General features: G+C 62.7%; 5 protein-coding genes. All 5 read right to left on the bottom strand.

Features of this window, described 5'->3' with window-relative positions; all coding sequences use genetic code 11:
• Positions 1-4: 4 nt before the first annotated feature.
• Complete coding sequence (locus tag FVF58_RS34840) at positions 5-3,976, bottom strand: DUF3683 domain-containing protein (RefSeq protein ID WP_425468997.1); 3,972 nt, start codon at positions 3,974-3,976, stop codon at positions 5-7.
• A 103-nt stretch (positions 3,977-4,079) separates the two neighbouring features.
• Entirely contained in the window at positions 4,080-8,504 is a 4,425-nt protein-coding gene (locus tag FVF58_RS34835; RefSeq protein ID WP_149674264.1) for a thioester reductase domain-containing protein, read from the bottom strand.
• Positions 8,505-8,606: 102 nt separating this feature from the next.
• A complete protein-coding gene (locus FVF58_RS34830) occupies positions 8,607-13,415 on the bottom strand; it encodes a condensation domain-containing protein (protein ID WP_149674263.1) in 4,809 nt (1,602 codons plus the stop codon).
• The gene (locus FVF58_RS34825) at positions 13,412-19,069 is read right to left on the bottom strand and encodes a type I polyketide synthase (protein WP_188131008.1); all 5,658 of its coding nucleotides are present in this window, start codon (positions 19,067-19,069) and stop codon (positions 13,412-13,414) included. The genes FVF58_RS34830 and FVF58_RS34825 overlap by 4 nt, the downstream gene beginning before the upstream one ends.
• A gap of 40 nt (positions 19,070-19,109) precedes the next feature.
• A complete protein-coding gene (locus FVF58_RS34820; RefSeq protein ID WP_149674261.1) occupies positions 19,110-21,368 on the bottom strand; it encodes an AMP-binding protein in 2,259 nt (752 codons plus the stop codon).
• Between the last annotated feature and the right edge of the window lie 75 nt (positions 21,369-21,443).

Below are 21,443 nucleotides of genomic sequence, written 5' to 3'. Positions count from 1 at the left end.
CGACCTACACATGGACACGCTCAATACCACCTCGAGTAGCCTGATTGATGTAGTTTACAAGCCAGTCCTCCCCCAGAATTTTCCTTGCCATCTCCACAACGATATACTCGGAAGCAGCGTCTGTGTCTTCCGTGTAGCGTGAAAGACCTTGAAGACACGCAGGGCAAGTGGTGAGGACCTTCACGTTGCCATCAAATTTCGCTGCACGAAAACGTTCAATGCCTGTCTTCAGTTCCTCTTCCTTCCGAAAGCGCACCTGAGTCGAGATATCCGGACGCGTCACCGCGAGCGTGCCGGATTCGCCACAGCAACGATCGTTCTTCTCGATCTTGTAGCCGTCGTGCTCCGCGCCCATCAGCTCATTGACGAGCTTCACCGGATCCATCGTCTTGATCGGCGAGTGGCACGGGTCGTGATAGATGTAGCGCGTCCCGCTCGCGCCTTCCAGCTTCATGCCCTTCTCCAGCAGGAATTCGTGGATGTCGATGATCCGGCAGCCGGGGAAGATCTTCTCGAATTCGTAGCCGGCGAGCTGGTCATAGCAGGTACCGCACGACACCACCACCGTCTTGATGTCGAGATAGTTCAGCGTATTGGCGACGCGGTGAAACAGCACGCGGTTATCCGTGACGATCTGCTCGGCCTTGTCATACTGGCCCGAGCCGCGCTGCGGATAGCCGCAGCACAGGTAGCCCGGCGGCAGCACGGTTTGCACACCCACTTCCCACAGCATCGCCTGAGTCGCCAGACCGACCTGTGAGAAAAGCCGCTCGGAGCCGCAGCCCGGGAAGTAGAACACCGCTTCCGTATCGGCGGTGGTCGTCTTCGGGTTGCGGATGATCGGCACGATCTTGTTGTCTTCGATATCGAGCAACGCGCGCGCGGTTTTCTTCGGCAGGTTGCCCGGCATCTTCTTGTTCATGAAATGGATCACCTGCTGCGTGACCGCCGGCTTGCCGACCGTGGCCGGCGGATGCGCGGTCTGCTTCTTCGTGAACTTCTTCAGCACTTCGTTGCCGAGGCGCTGTACCTTGTAGCCGACGCCCATCATCGCGGTGCGCGCGAGCTTGATGGTCTGCGGATTGGTGGCGTTCAGGAAGAACATGCCCGCCGCGTTGCCCGGGTTGAACTTCTTCTTGCCCAACTTGCGCAGCAGGTTGCGCATGTTCATGGTGACGTCGCCGAAGTCGATCTTCACCGGGCACGGCGTCACGCACTTGTGACAGACGGTGCAGTGATCGGCGACGTCGTTGAACTCGTCCCAATGCTTGATCGACACGCCGCGGCGCGTCTGCTCTTCGTACAGGAACGCCTCGACCAGCAGCGAGGTGGCGAGAATCTTGTTACGCGGGCTGTACAGCAGGTTGGCGCGCGGCACGTGGGTCGCGCAGACCGGCTTGCACTTGCCGCAGCGCAAACAGTCCTTGATCGACTCGGAAATCGCGCCGATGTCAGACTGCTGCATGATCAGCGATTCGTAACCCATCAGGCCGAAGCTCGGCGTGTACGCGTTGCGCAGGTCCGCGCCTTCGAGCAGCTTGCCCGCGTTGAAGTGGCCATGCGGATCGACGCGCTGCTTGTACGCGCGGAATTCGCCGATCTCTTCGTCGGTCAGGAATTCGAGCTTGGTGATGCCGATGCCGTGCTCGCCGGAAATCACGCCGTCGAGCGAACGCGCCAGCTTCATGATGCGTGCGACCGCAGTGTGCGCGTCCTGCAGCATCTCGTAGTTGTCCGAGTTGACCGGCAGGTTGGTGTGCACGTTGCCGTCGCCCGCGTGCATGTGCAGCGCGACGAACACGCGGCCGCGCAGCACCTGCTTGTGGATCGCCTGGGCCTCTTCGAGGATCGGCTTGAACTCGCCGCCGTTGAAAATCTGCCGCAGTTCAGCGCGGATTTCCTGCTTCCACGACACGCGGATCGTGCGGTCCTGCGTGATGTGGAACACGGTCGCGTCGGGTTGCTGGTCGGCGCGGTCGGCGAACTTCTCCGCCAGCGCTTCGTAGCCGAGGCCGACCAGATAGTGCTGCGCCTCGCGCACCGACAGGTCGAGCTTGTCACGCAGGAATTCCCAGCGCGTGCGCACGCGCGCGAGCAGATCGAGTGCCTGTTGCACACGATCTTCGAGCAGCTCGGCGCTGGGGATTTCGTTGGCGTCGTCGCTCTTGCCGAGCGGCAGCTTGCCGCCCTTGAAGAACGCTTCGAGCGCGTCGACCAGTTGCAGCTTGTTCTTGATCGACAGCTCGATGTTGATGCGCTCGATGCCGTCCGTGTACTCGCCCATGCGGTCGAGCGGAATCACCACGTCTTCGTTGATCTTGAACGCGTTGGTGTGCCTGGCGATCGCCGCGGTGCGGCTGCGGTCGAGCCAGAACCGCTTGCGCGCCTCGGCGTTGACCGCGACGAAGCCTTCGCCGCTCTTGCCGTTGGCCATCCGCACGACTTCCGAGGTGGCCTGCGCGACCGCGTCCGCGTCATCGCCGACGATGTCACCGATCAGCACCATCTTCGGGAACGCATTGCGCTTGCTCTTGGTCGCATAGCCGACCGCGCGCAGATAGCGCTCGTCCAGATGTTCGAGGCCCGCGAGAATCGCCCCGCCCTGACGCGACGTCTCGAACAGGTAGTCCTTGATTTCGACGATGCTCGGAATCGCCTCGCGCGCCTGGCCGAAAAATTCGAGGCAGACGGTGCGCGTGTGCGCGGGCATCTTGTGCAGCACCCAGCGCGCGGACGTGATCAGCCCGTCGCAGCCTTCCTTCTGCACGCCCGGCAGGCCGGCGAGGAATTTGTCGGTGACGTCCTTGCCGAGACCTTCCTTGCGGAACACGCGGCCCTTGATGTCGAGCGATTCGGTGCGCAACAGTTTTTCGCCCGGCGCGTAGTTGCCGTCGAACCACTTGAGCTCGAAACGCGCGACTTCAATGTCGTGAATCTTGCCCATGTTGTGGTCGAGGCGCGTGACTTCGAGCCAGTTGCCTTCCGGGTCGACCATGCGCCACCACGCGAGGTTGTCGAGCGCCGTGCCCCACAACACCGCCTTCTTGCCGCCCGCGTTCATCGCGACGTTGCCGCCGACGCAAGAAGCATCCTCCGAGGTCGGGTCGACTGCGAACACGAAGCCGGCCTGCTCGGCCGCTTCGGTCACGCGGCGCGTGACGACGCCCGCGCCGGAGAAAATCGTCGCGACCTTGCGGTCGACGCCCGGCAGTTCGGTCATCTCGACCGCGCCGAGCTGCTCGAGCTTTTCGGTATTGATGACGGCCGAGAACGGCGTGAGCGGCACCGCGCCGCCCGTATAGCCGGTGCCGCCGCCGCGCGGAATCACGGTCAGACCCAGTTCGAAACACGCCTTGATCATGCCGGCGATTTCGGCCTCGGTGTCCGGCGTGAGCACGACAAACGGGTATTCGACGCGCCAGTCGGTCGCATCGGTCACGTGTGACACGCGGGACAACCCGTCGAATTTGATGTTGTCCTTTTGTGTCCGGCGCCCCAGCACCTTCGTCGCGCGACGGCGCAGGTCTGCGGTCTTGTCGAACTCGCTGGCAAAATCCGCAACCGCGCGGCGTGCCGCGGCGATCAGCGTCCCGACCCGCGCCGCCCGGTCCAAGCCGGCTTCGTCAGCATACTCGACGAGATCGGCGCGGCGGTGCTTCTCGATCTCCACAAGACAGTCGTTGAGTACCTCAATCAGCAGCGCGCGGCGCTTCGGATTGTCGAGCAGATCGTCCTGGAGGTACGGATTGCGGCGCACGACCCAGATATCGCCGAGGAACAAGTGGAGAAGTCGCAGCGATTGTCGGAACTTCGGGTCGGCGCGCAGGCCTAAAAGCGTGTCCCATGCCGCCTCATTCAAAAGACGAACAACGATCTCACGATCAGAGAAAGATGTGTAGTTATATGGAATGTCTCGAAACCTTACGCTCGCTTCAACAGCGATAGGGGTATCAGCGCGTAGGAGTGCCGTGGGCAAATGGGCGTTCATTGAAATCAACCAATATTTGTTCCAGCTGTGCGTTGCTTGTCCGCTGCGCCGTGTCCAAACAACGGGAGCGCCCTCGCTTCAAACTAGATCACTAATTCTCGGCCACGTCGTGAGGCAGCGTGTTACCGCTTGATGCTGGCGCTCGCAGGCCGCTGGCCGGACGCGCAAGATAGCCCGTGTTGTAGAAGTAATCGAAATACACGCGCAACCATTCGTTGACCGGCCTTACCCCTTCGCTGATGACATCGCCTGCGAGCAGATTGAGATGATCGATCGCGATCGGAAGCTGGCGACCGACTGACGGGTCGACGACAGGGTTCAATTTCTTGAGCACCGGAATCAGCATCGCCAAAGGATGGGTCTGGTCGTGCCGAACGTGAACGGTGAGCGCGTCTAGCCAGCCTTCGTAGTCCATGCGTTGAATGGCATACCCCTCGGATTCGATGAAATCGACCAGCGCGTCCATGGAATTCCATTGCGGGTTAATCACATGCACGGCCTTGCCGGACGCAGTCGGCTGTAGCGATGCCTTGACGATGATGCGGCTGACGAGATCGACGGGAAGCATGTTGTCGAAGCCTGTGTCACGCGGCGCTTTGCCGAACAGCACGATGCCTTTGATGAGGCGGCAAAAGAGATCGTCAACGTTCATCCTTCCCGTACCGGAGTGACCGACAATGCGTGACGGACGATAAATCGTGACAGGCAGGCCTCGTTGGGCGGCAATCGACAGGGTCTGCTCAGCAACCCACTTGCTTTGTTCATAGCCGCTCATCAGCCTGTCGTGCAAACCAACCGCAAGGGTCTCGGGAATCGATTCGGCGAATCGGTCCAGCGTGCCGACAGTCGACACGTAGTGCACCGGCTTGGTCCTGTGCAAGCTCGCGAGGCGCAGGACGTCCCGTGTGGCCACAACGTTGACCTGTTTGAGACTACTGTATGGGTAGACAAAATTGACAAGCGCGCCGTTGTGATAGATTGCGTCGATATCGCGCGCCAGAGCCGAAAAGGCCCGCTCTGACATGCCGAGGCGCGCCAGGCCGAGGTCGCCCGGCACCGCAACGATGCGCGCCGCCTGATTTTCATCCCACAGACCATGTTCCTTGAGCGCGTCGACGAGCCTCCGGAATCCTGACGCTTCGTCAGTCGCACGTACCAGGCAATGTACGCGTGCTTGCGTACTTTTCAGCAATTCTGCGAGGAGATGAACGCCGAGGAAACCTGTTGCGCCTGTGAGCAGAACCTGTTGGTAAGCGCGAGGACGATATTCGTTCGCGGGAACGATGTCATCTTCCAGGATCGCATCTGCGGACAAGTCGAGCTGCGCTCGACCTTCGCCGTCACTTCCGCTCGAAATCGCCTCGGCAAGACCGGCGATCGTGGGGCGTTCAAGCAGCGTTTCCATGTCGACCTTGCACCTCAACTTCTCCTCGATCTGGTACAACATCACCGTGGCCTGCAACGAATCGCCGCCGAGATCGAAGTAGCTGTCGTGAATGCCGATTCGATCGCAATTCAGCAGCACGGACCAGATTTCGTGTATTGCGGATTCGACGGCATCGCGCGGCGCCAGATCAGCCCCCTTGCGCAGCGGTGCCACATCGCCGTGCAACAGGGACAGGCGATCCACACCGCACTCATTGCGCGGCAACTTGCTGAGCTCCACGCACGCCGAGGCGTGAATCCCGCACAACTCGCTTGCCTCGCGTATCCGCTCAGCGTATTCCCCGGTCGGTGCGCCGTCGCGCCCGCTGTAGTAAACTGCGCACTCCCAATCGCCAGCATCTGACACACGCTCGACGATGGCCACTTCGGATACAGCAGCGCGGGTGGCGAGTTCACTTTCCCGCTCCACCCAGGCTTCAGTCAAGGTGTCGAGCGTGGCCTCGGCGTTCGGGAGTTCGGTTTGACACGCGGCCTCGGTCATCCATGCGCGCAGTCCGGTGCGCAATTGAACCCCCTCTCGTGTTGATATCCATGCATCGAGATCCGGCTTTCCGTTGCTCAGCAGCATATCGGGAACCGTCCAACCCGCAATGGCCAGATGGCCTCGCGCATCCACCCCGGCAGGATGCAGATGCCTGTCAAGCACGCCAATGACGGTGCCGATAGCTGACACACCGACATCGGTCGGCGCGGGACCGTTCGCGTCTGCCGGTTCGTTCATCGTCACCGTCGAATGGGCAAGGGATTGCGCTGGCCAGCGCAATTCGCGCATCACTCGGGCCCCTGGCGCTATTGCCTCAAGACGTCGAGCATCGCGCTGGGTGAGTCCACAGGCGTCCGTGATCCAGTAGTCGGTGTCGATCGTCCCGCTTGCGAGCGTTGCCGCAGCCCGACCAATGCGTCGCGTATGCGTCGAAAGCAACACGATGCTATGCCAATGCATGTCCGGTGACGCCAACATGGGCAGGAACATCTCTTCCTCAGGACACCCTACATGATGCAGGGAGAGGCCTGCGCACAAGCCGGCCAGCGCTGTCCATATCGTCGAGTGGGCGAGAGGCGAGCAGCATAGCGCCATGTCGAGCGCTGAATTCGCGGGATACGTTCGAGAAAACGATTCGGCCGCGCGGATCAGCTGCGATTGGTGGTAGCGAAGCAGCTTCCATGCGCCCAACTCACTTCTGCCCAGCAACGAGCACGCTCCTCGTGCGGAGTCGGCCGTGGTGGGCATCGACAAGTCACCGGCACGTTCGCCGCCATCGCCATCTACCGGATCACGCTCAACGAACACGTCGCATTGCATACCTGGGATCGACACGGAACTCGCGGTGCTGACGCAGCCACGCACCTGTTCCGGGCCGCACGCCTTTTTTGCCGAACTCGTCAGCGTATCGACGCTCAGTTCCGGGTCAGGCAGTACGCAGTCGACACCATATGCAAGACCCGACAACAGTATCACGAGGCCCGCCACCGGCTCTTTGCACAACACGAGCACCCGATCACCGGGCAGGTATCCCAATCTGTGCCATTGCCATATGGCCTGCACGATCCGGGAACGCAGCATCGAGTAATTGAGACTGGCCGACAGCGTCAATGTGGAACTGCCCGTGCACTGGATGGCTGACGCCGAGAACGCCAGCCGGTCGGGCGTGCCGTCGGCGTGGCGGGCGATCATCGCAAGCAGCGAGTCCGCTCCAGCGGGAGGCTCTGCGCTCTTATGAGAGCTCGACACGCACGCGGCTTGCAGATGCAGATCGCCCACGCGACATCCTTCAGCAAGCAGCATTCTTTCAAGGAGCGCGCGGTACTGATCAGCCATGCGCGAGATGGCTGAGCCGTCGAAGCGTGCCGTATCATAGGTCAGCTGGAATGTCAGCCGCTCCTGCGGCAGGACGATCAGCGCGAGCGGATAGTTTGTTTCCTCGACGGCATGCAATTCCTCGATCGCCAGTCCGCAGTCGGTCGCCACCGCGCCGAAGGCTTCCTGACCGGGATAGTTCTCGAAGACGTACAACGATTCGAACAGCGCGCGTTGACGTGGCAGCGCGCTACATTGCAGCACGTCCGTGAGCGAGCTATAGGCGTAGCGCTCGGCCTGTTGCGTAGTCGACTGAATGCGGTGCAGCCATTCCATCGTGTCGAGCTCTCCATCAAGCCGTACGCGCGCCGGTAATGTGTTGATGAACAACCCGGCGATTGCATTGACGGCATCGATCTCTGGAGAACGCCCCGACATCACCATGCCATAGACGACATCGTCGCTATCACTATAGCGTCCGAGCAGCGCGGACCACGCTCCCTGGCATAGGGTATTCATCGTTAGCTTGTTGTCCCGGCACAGCTTTGTCGCTGCTGTGGTCCACTCTGACGACATTGCGCGGGACACCGTCGCGAGGCGTCGCCGCCCGTCGCTCAACTGCCCCAGAGCTGGCGCCATCGACGCGCAGAAGCTCAACGGCGTGCGAAACCCTTTCAACGTTTCCTGCCAGTATTTGCGAGCCTGTGCGGTGTCCTGCACACGGTGCCACGCCACGTAGTGCCGGAAGTCCGTCGAAGGAGCCGGCAGCAAGTTGTCCGGCCGCGCGTAGAACTGGAACACCTCGTTGAGCAGGATCGGCATCGACCAACCATCGAGAATCGCGTGATGGTAAGTCCAGAGAAAACGGAATGTGTAATGTCCCAGCACCGCAAGGGTTAGCCGCATCAGCGGCGCCACGCTCCAGTCGAATCCCCTTGCCCGATCGTCGGCTAACAGGATATCGAAGCGTCGCTGTTGATCGGCGACGTCGAAGCCACTCCAGTCCAGCGTCTCGAACGGCAAGACGACATTCTTTCTCACCACCTGCATGGGCCTTTCTTCATGCAGGCGAATGAACAGCGTCTTGAGGACATCATGACGATGCGCGACGGTCTCCCACGCATGCCTGAAGCGCTCGATATCTAACGATCCTTTGAGTACACACGAGAACTGCTCCACATATACGCCCGATTCCGGATCCATGCGCGAATGGTGCAGCATGCCGCGTTGCAACGGTGTGAGGTAATAGATAGTGTCGACGTTTTTGCTCATCTCGGCTTCCTGCCTCGGTTTCGTGCGTTTAGCGTGCGTGGCGGTGCAACGCGCCGTGACGCGTGGCACCTGGCGACCGGGATTGCCCGCCACATGCCATTGTTAGCGCTCAAGCGCTTCGATCTCGTCCAGCAGTTCGTCGAGCCCATCCTGGTCGACGTCGATTTGCGGAACGTCGGACGGTGTCAGCCCACCGGCGCCTTCGGTGCAGCAATGTCGAATCAGCATCGTCAGTGCATCGTTGACCCGGCCCATCAGACAGCCGATGCTCTCGTCGACGCCAGGCATGCCGTGGAAGCTCGATTCGATCGTGAGCCGGCCGTCCGCGATGTAGGCGCATACGTCCAGCAGATGCGTACGGCGTTGCCGTGGGCTACGGATGCCAAGTGCCGGCTTGAGCGCCTCACCATAAAACGTCGACGACCCGACCATCTGGTCTAGTTGACCGAGATACGTAAACAGTACCGGCGAGTTCGGCAGCGAAGCCAGCGATGGTTGGTCCAGATCGCGAGACTCACGCAGAGGCGCGTCAAGATATCGCAGAACACCGAAGCTGGCCCCTTTGTGTGGGATTTGCCGCAGCCGCTCCTTGACCTGCTTGATCAGGCGGCCGGGATCGTCAGATGCCGACGCGTCAATAAGAACCGGGTAAATCGATGTGAACCAGCCGATGCTCCGGCTCAGATCGACGACATCGGCAAGCGCGTCGCGGCCATGGCCTTCCAGATCGATAAGCAACGCGTCGCTGCTGCTCCACGAGCGGAAACCCGCATGTAACGCCGCGATCAGCAGATCGTTGGCGTCCGTTCCGTATGCCTGATGGGCGATGGTACGAAACGCTTCCGTCAGTTCAGCGTCGAGCGTGGTGGTACAGCTTCCCGAAGATTCGTTGTAGGTATGGTGCACGATAGGTGCGAGGCCATGCCGCATCAGCGCGACCTTGGTTTGGTCCAGCAGCGTGCCATGCACGTGGGCCGAGAAGCTCTGCCAGTAGCTGCGATCGTCGTCCAGTGCATCGCTTTGGCTGAGCGCGGTCCACTGCTCGACCCATGCCTTGGCCGAACTGGTCTTCAGCGGCAACTTCACCGCTGACTGCTCACGCAATTGCATGTAAATGTCACCAATGTCCTGCAGCAGGATGTTCCACGACACGCCGTCGATGACGAGGTGATGCACGACAATCAGGAGCCGGCTCGCGCTCGGCGTCGTACTTTCGAGCCAGCGCACGCTCCAGAGTCGGCCCCGTTCGATATCGAGTGCCACCTGGGCGCTGGCAATCGCCTGCTTCCAGGTTTTCGAGCAGGGCAGACCTTCGTTCGTCGTACATGAGACGACAGCCCAGTCGGGCTCGCACGCCTGGTCATCGTCCGGGGTGAATACCTGACGCCATCCGTCTGCGCGCTCTTCGAAGCGTGAGCGCAGCACGTCATGATGGCGTGACACGAGGCGCAGCGTTTCCCGCATGAGAGCCAGGTCCGGCGCCTCGCGCAGACTGACGAGAAGTGCCTGATTGAAGTGCGAGCGATCTACCTTGACTCGATCGAAGAACCATTGCGACGCGGGACCTGGCACGGCCTCGCCCGTGACCGCCCCCTGCTCCACCTGGATGCCGGGAACCGCGCTCACCGCGCCCGCGAGGCCGGCGATCGTCGGGTGTTCAAAGATATCCTTCGGCTTCAGATACATGCCCTCGAGCGTGGCCTTGGAGACGATGACGGCCGCAAGTATCGAATCTCCGCCGAGCGCAAAAAAGTCGTCATCGATGCCCACCGATGTTTTCCCTAGCACTTCGCACCAGATAGCCGCGAGCTTCTGCTCGATGTCGCTGATCGCTGCGCGGCTTGCCGCCGAAGAGCGTTGCGGCAACGGCAGGCGGCCGGCGTCGAGTGCACCGGCGCGATCGAGCGGCAGGTGCTCCAGCATCATGAAAGTCTCCGGATGCATGTAGTCCGGAAATCTCTGCTTCAGGCTTTTCCGTAGCGCACTTTCGAGCTGAGCGGGCGATTCGCCAGCCTCCGGTAGCAGGTAGGCGGCGAAAACGGCCGTCCCGTCCGATTCGATCACGTGACAGACCGCTGTTTGCACGCCCGCACGAGACGCGATGAAGCGCTCCACGGGGCCGATGGCAAACGGCGCCAACCGGTGCGTCACGACGCGCGATGACGGATCGAGGCATACCATGCAGCCGGACCGCTTCGTGATCGTTACGGGCGTGGCGACAATCTCGCCATCGATCAGCGCGCGCGCCAGCTCGTCGTCGGAGCCGGGGCTGCGCTGTACTTCGGCCGCCTGATCGGCCTGCGAGCCCGCTATGTGGTCTGCCGCCTGCGCTCGCGCCCCCGCGCGGCGTACCAGATGGAGCCGTCCGGCTTGTCGCTCGTCGGCGAGACGCATGAACTGACCGAGCACGATTGGAAAATGATAGGAGCCCTGCAACGGTGCCAGATGCCATTCGCCGCGCGACGGGCTGAACGCGACGGGTCCCGTCCACGCATCGGAACAGCGCAATGGCATGAAATACAGCGCCCACGGAGTCGAACGAAGGCGCGCCAACTGTTCGAGTGTGTGTGGATGATCGCCGTACGCGATCAGTGCGTTCACACTCTCGAGCTCGGTCGGTGCGGCCGGCAGCAATAGAGTCGGTAACGGGAACGCTGAGATACGCTCGCTCGCAATCAACTCGCGAAGACCCGCGAGCGCCTGTTCGGATTGCGCGCCGATGTCACCGACAAGCTGGCCGATCGAGACGCGTTCGGACAGGCGGACCCACCCCCCTTCGAGCACGGCCTTCGCCATGATCGATAGCGCGAGTTGCCGGTCCGTTCCTTGAAGAACCAGTGCGCGACAGGTTTCGTCAAGCTGAAGCAGCTGGCCGAACCCGTCGATGAACCCTTTGATCCGCTCGGCCCCATGGCCGCAGTGCGCTCCCGCGGGTGGGTCCATCGCCGTTCCCTTGAGTACGGCGATCTCACGCGGATTCCAGTCCGACCAGGCTTCGCTCGCACCGCGGCAGATCGCGTCAACGGACACGTGCGGTTCATTCGAATGATTGGCGTCGTGAGCCCGCTCGTCCTGCAGCAGACAAGACGCGCCGACCTCGAGCACGGCGAGCAACGTGGCGGCCAACTCGGCGATGCTGCGCAGCTGGAGCGAGACAGTGCTGCCCGCGCCGATTCCGAGCGCCTTCAATCGGGATCGCACCACATCAACTGCTTCAGCCAATTCTGCACAGCCGATCGCACGACCGTCGAACTGCCAGGCCGTCCGGTGGGCATCCCTCGATGCATCAGGGAAGAGCGATACGCGCCGCAACGACGACTGTCCGGCGTTGACACCCGTATCCGCGATCCACCCATACGCTTCGTCGTGGGCCGTCTGGGCCGCCATCCGGTATTCGACTGTCAGCCGGCCGGGGTGGGCCAGGACTTGATCCACAAGACGAGCATACTGGGTCGCGAAACGCTCGATCGTCGCATCGTCGAACAAATCGGTGTTGAACGTCCACGCGGCGACATACTCGACACCCATGTCCTGCATGTTCAGCGTCAGGTCGTGCGTTGCGCCGCGCGTGCCTGTGCTCGACGCGGCCAGTAATTCCCGATAGAACGCCGCCTGAGGCGGCCGATCGGTATTCGCTTCGCTACGCGCCTGGTTCCAGTTGTACATCACCTGATAGACCGGAGACCGGCTCGGATCGCGCGGCGGCCGCAATGTCTCGACCAGCAGTGGAAACGGATAATCCTGATGATCCAGGACGCGCAGCATCATCTCGCGCGTGCGCTTCACCAGAGCGCCGAACGGCTCATCGGCTCGAACTTCGCAGGCGAGCACCACCGTGTTGACGAAGTGTCCGAGCACGCTTTCGCTGCCGGGCACGCTGCGCCCCGCCGTCGGTGTGCCGATCATCAGCCTCGACTGCCCCGTGTGCAGAAACAGGAACAGTTGATAGACGGCGAGCAGCAGCATGTACGGTGTGACACGCAGGCTGCGCGCGGCTTCCTTGACGGCTCTCGATAGGTCCATGCCGAGCGCAACACTATGTACCCGGCCGTTCTCGGTTTTCAGCGACGGCCGGATGCGATCGGTCGCGAGATTCAGCACCGGCAGCGCGCCTTGCAACTCGCGTCGCCAGAACTCGGCGAGCGCCACACCGTCACCGCTCTGCAGCCGCTCTGCCTCGCGCTGTACACAGTCCTTGTATTGCAGTGTCAGGCGTGGCAATTTCAGCGGCTGTTCCGATTCTGGCTGTGCAATGGCCATCTGGTACAACGCGTGCAGTTCACGGATCAGGATTTCTAGCGACCAGAAATCTGCCGCGATGTGGTGCACGTTTAGCAGCAGCACGCGTCGGATTGTTTGCCCGGTCGTTTCGCTACGCTCGTTGACCAGCAACTTCATGCGTATCGGCGACTGTGTGAGGTCGAATGGCCGGTTCGCCTCCTGGTCGATCCAGCGCCGGATCGCGGCATCGTCGGCGTCAAAGACACGGTCGATGGTGAACCGCGTGCTGGACTCGGCGCTGACCTGCTGGCGTGGCTGCGCGTCCACCACGCGATAGACGGTGCGCAGGATCGGATGCCGGGCGATCAGATAGTCGATGCAGCGATGCAGCGTCGGCAGATCGACCGAGTCGTCAAGTCGGGTTGCATACGTCACGTTATAGGCAGCACTGTCCGGATTGAGCTGGTGCAGCGACCACAACGACTTCTGCGCATACGAGAGCGGATAGCTGCCCGCCGTTCCGGCGAACTGTTCGAGCAGAGCGATCAGCGTCGCCTTGTGTTGCTTGAGCTCGGCAAGCAGTTCCGGCGTTACAGCATCCTTCGGCGCCTTGTATTGCAGCTTGCCATCCTGCGTCCAAAGCTGGATACCTCGTCCGGCGAGTTCGTTGATGTAGTCGATCGAACTCATAGTTCGCCACCCTCCATTTCCACGCCGAATGTGGCTTCGCTGGATACGACGTCGAGTTGGTTGGCCGAGCGCGGCTCTGTCTGCACCGCCGTGGGCGCAGTCGCGCCGCGCCCCATGGTGTCGACGATCGTGCTGACGACGTCGTTGAGCGTGGCGCCTTCCAGCAGCCGCCCGAACGGAATATCGACGCCCAGTTCATCGCGCAACGCGTTGCGGAATTCCGCAGCCATCAGCGAGTCGAGCCCGAGTTCGATCAGCGCTACGCTCGGGCTGACGCGCTCGGGCGCAATCTGCAACGTTGCCGCGATCTCGCCGGCCAGATGATCGCGCAGGGCCGTTTCACGTTCGCCGTCTGGCAGAGCAGCGAGCCGTTGTCCGAGACTCGACGCGCTACCGGCGGTTCCGGCCGGGACGTTCGCTGGGCCATCCGTGATTTCCTTCAGCAGCGTTCGCAGCGAACCGCTGGCGCTGCGCTTGAGCAACGTATCGACATCGACGTTCCAGATCTGGCTCTGCCCCTGGCGCTCGGCCATCAACCCGTCGAGCTCGTGCAGCGCCGCGTCAGGGTCGAGCACCTTGAGGCCATAGGTCTCGATGCGCCGCAGCTGCTGTGCATCGAGCTGTTCGGCCATGCCCTTGCCACCCCACAGCCCCCAGTTCATCACATGGCCCGACAGGCCCTCTTCGTTACGTCCGAGGCTGAGCGCATCGAGATACGCGTTGGCTGCCGCGTAGGCGCACTGCCCCGGCGATCCGATGCACGACACGATCGACGAGAACGACACGAAGTGATTCACGGCAAGATGGGCAGTGGCGCGATGCAGGTTCAACGTGCCGGCGATTTTCGGCGTCAGCACCTTCATCACCGACGACATCGGTTGCGTGAGCAGCAGCCCGTCTTCCAGCGTGCCGGCCGCGTGCAGGATGCCTTTGAGTGGACGGGCCGCATCCGCTTCGATGGACTTGATCAGCTCGTCCACCTCCGCAGCCGATGCGATATCGACGGCCGCGAACTCGAGCGCCGAGTCATGCGCCAGGGCAAGTTGGGTCAGCCGGCCGCGTTCCGCCTCCGCAGGCAGTTGCCGGCTCACCGACACGATCTTCGGCATCCCCTTTGCGATCAGCCATTCGATCAGCCGGGTGCCGATCGCGCCGCGCCCTCCCGTGACGAGATACGCACCGCGTGCGAGCGGCCTGGCCGCGGGCGCGTTACGCCGCACGAGGCGCGGTACATACATCGCACGGCCGCGCATCGCAAACTGCATTTCGCCGGTCCGGACCGACTCGCCGATCGCCGCCAGCAATGCCTCGCAAGAGGCCGGGTCCGGCCCGGGCAGATCGGCCGCAAGCACGCGGATATCGCCACTTTCGTGCATCAGGCTGCGTGCGACGCCCCAGGCGGCGGCCTGGGCTGGATCGACGAGCCGGTCGTGGCCCGGAATGCACTGGGCCGACTGTGTGACGATGCACACCATCAACCGGCGACCTGACCAGTCGGTCGCCTGCACGGCGCGCCAGAAGTTCGCGAACCGGCGATACGCATCGGCGACCTGCCCCAACTCCTCTTCGCTTGACCTCGCATCGCTAGCCGATGGAGCGTGCGGCCAGACATACAGGATCTGAACGGAATCGGACGCAGTTGCACACGACGCGACTGCGGAAAGCGCCTTGCGAAAGCGCCGCACGCACTCGTCGTCGCCGTCGGGCGGTTCTGCGAACTGCCGCACAATAGGGCAATCAGTGCCGGCCGCACTCAACTGGGCTGCGATCTGGTCGCCCGGCGCCGCATCGCCCGTTACCAGCACATAACTGGCCTGCGCAGGCAGAGCGCTGCCGGCCTCGATCGGTAGCGCACGCCAGGCAAGGCTGTAAAGGTTCGCGTGTGGACGCGCCGCAGCGAATTTTCGTGGATCGACGGCCAGCAGTTGCAGATGTGCGATCAACGCAACGCATTGCCCTGCATCGTCATAAACCCACAGATCTGCGCTCACCAGATGCCGGCGCGACTTGACGCGCACCGCGCACCACACCACACGCGTGTCGGGGATGGGCTGACAAGCAAGGTGATTGATGCCGACCGGCACGTACGTCATTTTGAGCCCCGCGTCCCAAAGCGCGGCGGCCACGGTCTGGAAGCAGTTGTCGAGCACGGCGGGATGGATCGATCGCGCCGCAACGCACGCGTGCGCCGGATCGATCTCAATACGGGACAGCGCCGCATCGTCCGAGCGCCAGATGCGGCGGATCGATCGGAACGCGCCGTCATACGCGAGCCCCCTTTCACGCAGCCGCTCGTAGAACAGGTCGACGGGCAGCGCCTGCGTGCAACGTTCCTGACACGCCGTGAGTGTCGGCGTGTCGGCGTCGCCATGGGTGCAGTCCGCCGTCGCGGGCAGCCACGCCGAACAATGATTGACCCATTGCGGCTCCGGCTCTGCATCGTCAGCGTTTCGTGAGTAGATTTCCAGGTGCGCGCGCGCCGCCTTCACGGTGCCTTTTGCGCTTTCTGCTGCGTGCACGACCGTGCCGAGCAGAAACGGCCGCTGACGGTCGAGCACGAGCGGATGGTCGAACGACAGCTCCTGCACGTGCAACCACGGCGCCCGAGACCCGTCCGCGGTATCGACAGACGACTTGCCACGCTGCGCCGCGTCCAGCACAACCTCAATGAACCCCGCAGCGGGAAACACAAGCCCTCCGTGCACTGCATGACCTTCGAGAAAGGGCAGCTCGCTGACGCAGAGGCGGTTCTCGTAACGCCTTCCGTCGAGCGCTGGCAGCATCAATTGCTGACCGAGCAGGCTGTTGTGTGCTGGCGCAGCCGCTGCGAGAGCGCTGCTCAACGGCCGCGCGCGCTCCACCGCCTGACGCGCGCCGATCCAGTAATGGCCCGGCTCGAGCGGATAGGGCGGCAACAGGAGTCGGCGCGCGGTGCGATGCTGCGCACGCGAGCGTTCGAAGGCGTCCCAATCGACGCGACGTCCCGCTGCGTACACGTCGGCCAGCGTTTTGAGCAACTGCTCGCATTCATTCTCCGGATCGCCGAAGCTATGCAGCGCGCTAATTGCGCGCCCTCCCCCCTGCATGGCACAACAAGCCTTGACGAGGCTCGTGAGCGTCTTACCCGGTCCGATCTCGATGAATGTCCGTATGCCGTCGGCCGACAGCGTGCCCACGCCCTGGCGGAAATTCACCGCGGCACGCACGTGCTGGACCCAGTACGCCGGATCGCAAAACCGCTCTGCCTCGAAGATGCCCGAGACGTTTGACACGAGACGGATGCGCGGCGGCTGATATCGGACCGACGCCGTGACCTCGCCGAACGCATCGAGCATCGGTTCCATCAGTGGCGAGTGAAACGCGCGTGACACACTGAGCGCGCGTGTCGAGATGCCGTCGCACTCGAGCTGTCGCGCCAGTTCGTCGATACCATCGGCATCGCCCGACACGACAGCATTGCTGGGTCCGTTGTCCGCAGCCAGCTCGACGCGTCCATGGTATGCGCTCAGGTAGCCAGCCAGTTTCGCAGCCGGCGTCAGCACCGCCAACATCTTGCCGGGAGGCGTCATCGTCTCCATCAGCTGCCCGCGCGCCACGACCAGCCGGCAAGCGTCCGAGAGAGAGAACACGCCCGCGAGGCAAGCGGCCGCGTACTCGCCGATGCTATGTCCCATCAGCACGTCCGGCACGATGCCCCAATGCATCCACAGGCGCGCCAGCGCCGTCTCGATTGCGAACATCGCCGGTTGCGTGTAGCGGGTTTCGTGAATCAGCGTCTGTTTGTCGCCCCACAGCACATCGATCAGCGAGTGTTCGCCGAGTGCCTCGAAGTGGCCGTCGCACTCGTCGAGTGCTTCGCGAAAGAGCGGAAACGTCTGATAGAGCTGCCGCGCCATGCCCGCGTGCTGCGCACCCTGCCCCGTAAACAGAAAGGCGAGCTTGCCCGGCTCGTTTGCCCGAGGAGACCGTTCGGCACGACACGCGTGTTCGGTCTGCGTCAACGCCTCGATAAGTTGCTCGCGGGTGCCGGCGACGAGCGCGATGCGATGTCTTTGGGTGTCGCGTCCGACCCGCAGCGAATGGGCGAAGTCGTGTGGCTGAATGGACGGATTCGTGCGCAGTTGCGCGGCGCAGTCGGCCAGCGAGCGAGCGAGCGTCGACGGCGTGTGTGCCGAGAAAGGAAAGATTTCGGGACGCGCGGGTAGCGATTGCACGAGCGCGGGGTCATCCGCAATGGGCGCGTCGGCCCCGTCTGCACGGTCGTCCTGCCACGATTCGATGATCAGGTGAGCGTTGGTGCCGCTCATGCCGAACGAGCTGATCCCCGCGACGCGCTTGCCTGGCCGGTTCGACGGCCACGCCATGTGCTGCGTGACGACCTTGATGCCATTGCTTTGCCAGTCGACGTGCGGCGTCGGTGTGTCCAGGTGCAGATGCTTCGGTATTTCGGCCTTCTCGAGCGAACAGATAACCTTCATCAAGCCCGACACCGATGCGGCCGCTTCGAGGTGCCCCATGTTCGTCTTGATACTGCCGACGTACAGGTCCTGATTACGCTGCACGTCGTGGCAATAGACGTCATGCAACGCGCGCAGTTCGATCGGGTCGCCGAGCTGCGTACCCGTTCCGTGCGCCTCGACGTAGTCGACCTCCTCCGGCGCGACGCCCGCGCGGGTCAACGCGTCGCGGATCACTTCGCGCTGCGCGCGGCCATTCGGCGCGGTCATGCCGTTGCTCCTGCCGTCATGATTCACCGCCGAACCGCGAATCACCGCGCGAATCGGGCGCTTCTGCGCACGCGCGTCCGACAGGCGCATCAGCGCGATCACGCCGCAACCCTCGCCGCGCACATAGCCGTTGGCCGACGCGTCGAAGGTCTTGCACCGGCCATCCGGCGACAGCGCCTGAAGCTCACACAACGCGATCGTCATCTCGGGCGACAGCATCAGATTGACGCCGCCCGCCAGCGCGACATCGGATTCGCGGTTACGCAGGCTCTGGCAGGCCAGATGCACGGTCACGAGCGACGACGAACACGCGGTGTCGAGTTGCAGCGTTGGCCCATGAAAGCCGAACAGGTATGAAATGCGGCCTGCCGCGAAGGGGCGAGCGGTGCCGAGCGACGTCTGCGCATAGCTGAGCTCGGCGCCAGGCACCAGTTCGCTAATGCGCGCATAGTCGTCCAGCGACGATCCGACGAACACGCCTGTCCGGCAAGCGCCGATGCCTTCCCGGGTGAATCCCGCATCTTCGATCGCGCGCCACGAGCACTCGAGCAGCAAGCGTTGCTGAGGATCGACATGGTGAGCTTCGCGGCCGGACAGGCCAAAGAACTCCGGATCGAATCGGTCGACCTCGTCGATGAACGCGCCGTGCAGGCTGTAGCTGGTATTGCGTCGTCCAGGGCGCGGATCGTAGATCGCGTCGGTCCAGCGCTCGGCGGGCACCTCGATGACCGCGTCCGTGCCGGCGGCAAGCATCGCCCACAGCTGGTCAGCCGAATTGGCGCCGCCGGGCAGACGGCAGCCCATGCCAACCACCGCAATCGGCTCACTCGCCACCAGACGGGCGTTGTTCAGTTCGCGCCGCAAGGCTTCGATCTTCAGCAGGGCTTGCTTGACGGGTGTCAGTTTTGCGGAGGTAGGCTCGTTCATCATCGCACTCTCAAGAATCGCTTTTCGACTTGCGCCGCGTCTAGCGTTGCAGTTCCTTCATCAGCAACGCCTCGGCCTCGGCGTCCGACAGTTCCATCAACTGCTCAGCCGTTCGCGGCGCGGCATCCTCGTTGGCGGCCGTGGAGCTCGCTGGTGCGACGTCGTGCCGCTCGGGCTTCGCCGCCGCTACCGCGTTGCGCGCCGCGATCAGGCTCCCGGCGTCCTGCATGGAGGCGAGGTGCGCCGCCAGTAGTTCGATGTTTGAGCAATCCCATAGCACCGCGGCGTCGAAAGTAAGACCCGTCAGGTGCTGCACCTTCAGTGCGAATTGCAACGCGCTCATCGAATCGAATCCCATTTCGACCCATGGTGTCGTGCGCGACACCTGCTGTTCACCGATCTTCAGGTGCTCGGCGACAATGCGCGCAATGCGCGTCGCCAGGTCCCGCCGCAGAACCTGCGCGGCCGATGTGACGTCGTCGTGGCCGGTCTGCGACAGACTCGGGACTTGCTGTTCGCCGATCTCATACTCGCCTTCCCTCCAGCTCGCGACCGCGCGCAACTCGCCTTGCAGGTACGCCCGGCGGCATAGCGCACGCGCGATCTTGCCGCTTGATGTCTTCTCGATGGTGGCGGGTTCAACCAGCACCACGGCGTGCGGGGTAATGCCGAAGTCCTCACCCACCGCCACGATCATGCTTCGCAATGTCGTCGGCACGTCCATGGTACGGCGCTGCGTGCGTCCGACCTCCTGCACGATGACCAGCTTCTCCTCCCCATCCACCGTTACCGACACAGCGGCACCGCACCCGCGACGCAACGCCGGCACGGCGTCTTGCACACAGTCTTCGACATCTTGCGGATAGAGGTTGCGGCCCCGGATGATCAGCATGTCCTTTACGCGGCCGGTGACAAAAAGTTCGCCGTCGACGAAAGCGCCCAGGTCACCCGTGCGCATGAACGGCAGGCCCTCGGCCGTATCACCCGCGAGCCTCGCGCCAAAGGTGTCTTTGGTCTCCTCCGGATTGCCGTAATAGCCGATGCCGATGCCGCGGCCGCGTGCCCAGACCTCACCGACCTGATATTGATCTGACACCGCGTTGCCTGCGGCATCCACAATGCGTATCTCTGTGCCAGGTCCCGTCGTCCCGCAGGACACCAGACTCTTGATGTCCGCGTTGCCCGGCTGCGCACGTTGAATGACGCCCGCTGACAACTGCATGTTGTCGACTTCAAGATACCGAACGCCCTCGTAGCACCTCGCGCCAGTGATGAGCAGTGTGGCTTCGGCCATGCCGTAACACGGATAGAATGCCTTTGATGCGAAGCGGTGCGGCGTCGCCGCTTCGAGGAATGCCGTGACCGTATTGCGGTTGATCGGTTCCGCGCCGCAGAAGGCGACCTTCCACGTGGAAAGATCGAGTGGCGACTGGTCGTCTTCCTGCTGCAATGCCGAGGCAGCAAGCTGATAGGCGAAATTCGGACCGCCCGACGTGTTCACGCGATGAGCGGCAATCGCGCGCATCCAGCGCGCCGGCTGCTGGATGAACGCAACCGGCGACATCAGGACCACGCTGGTGCCGATCGATGCGAGGTGCAACACCGTCGAAAGGCCCATGTCGTGATAGAGCGGTAGCCATGACAGAATGCGCGACTGGCTGGTGTGACCCATGAGGTCTGCAATCACGCACTGGTTGTCGACGATGTTCGCATGGGTGATCATGACGCCCTTTGGCGTGCCCGTCGAACCGGACGTGTATTGCAGGAACGCGAGATCGTTGTGCGACGGCGGTCGTAATGGGAGATGCGTCGCGGATGCGCCGGCCGTCCACAGCCCCTCGTAGGTATCGAACGCACAATGGCCGAACAGGCCTTCCTTCTCGCGCAGCGTCAACAGCGTTTCAATCGAACTCTGTGGCGCCACAATCAGCGCCGCGCCACAGTTTTCAGCGATGGCTTGCAACTTCTTCCACTGCGCGATTTTGCGGGGTTGCTGTGGCTGGTATGCCGGCACCGCCACCATCCCCGCCGCGAGACAACCATAGAACGTGCAGACAAACTCGAGACCGGTGGGCAACAGGAGGAGAACACGTGCGCCCGTGGCAAGGCGGCTGCGCAAACCGGATGCCACGCGCAACATACCGGCATGCAGTTCGCTGAACGTGCTTTCGCTTTCGATTGCCTCTCCGTCGCGCAGGATCGTCAATGCAATGCGATCCGGTTCACGCTCGCTCCATGCGGTGAGTGTCTCGATGATGGACGCAGGTTTGTGTGTGGTCGGAAACGGATTTGAGGTCATGGGCGGTCTCTCTAATGATGGCGGGCAGGTTTCGCGGCGCGACGCGACACGTTCACCGCGCTGCGTCGACGGTGC

The sequence above is a fragment of the Paraburkholderia panacisoli genome (assembly GCF_008369935.1).
Lineage (GTDB): Bacteria > Pseudomonadota > Gammaproteobacteria > Burkholderiales > Burkholderiaceae > Paraburkholderia > Paraburkholderia panacisoli.
Note: the sequence above shows the minus strand (reverse complement) of the source record. Positions and strands in the feature narration are given on the sequence as shown.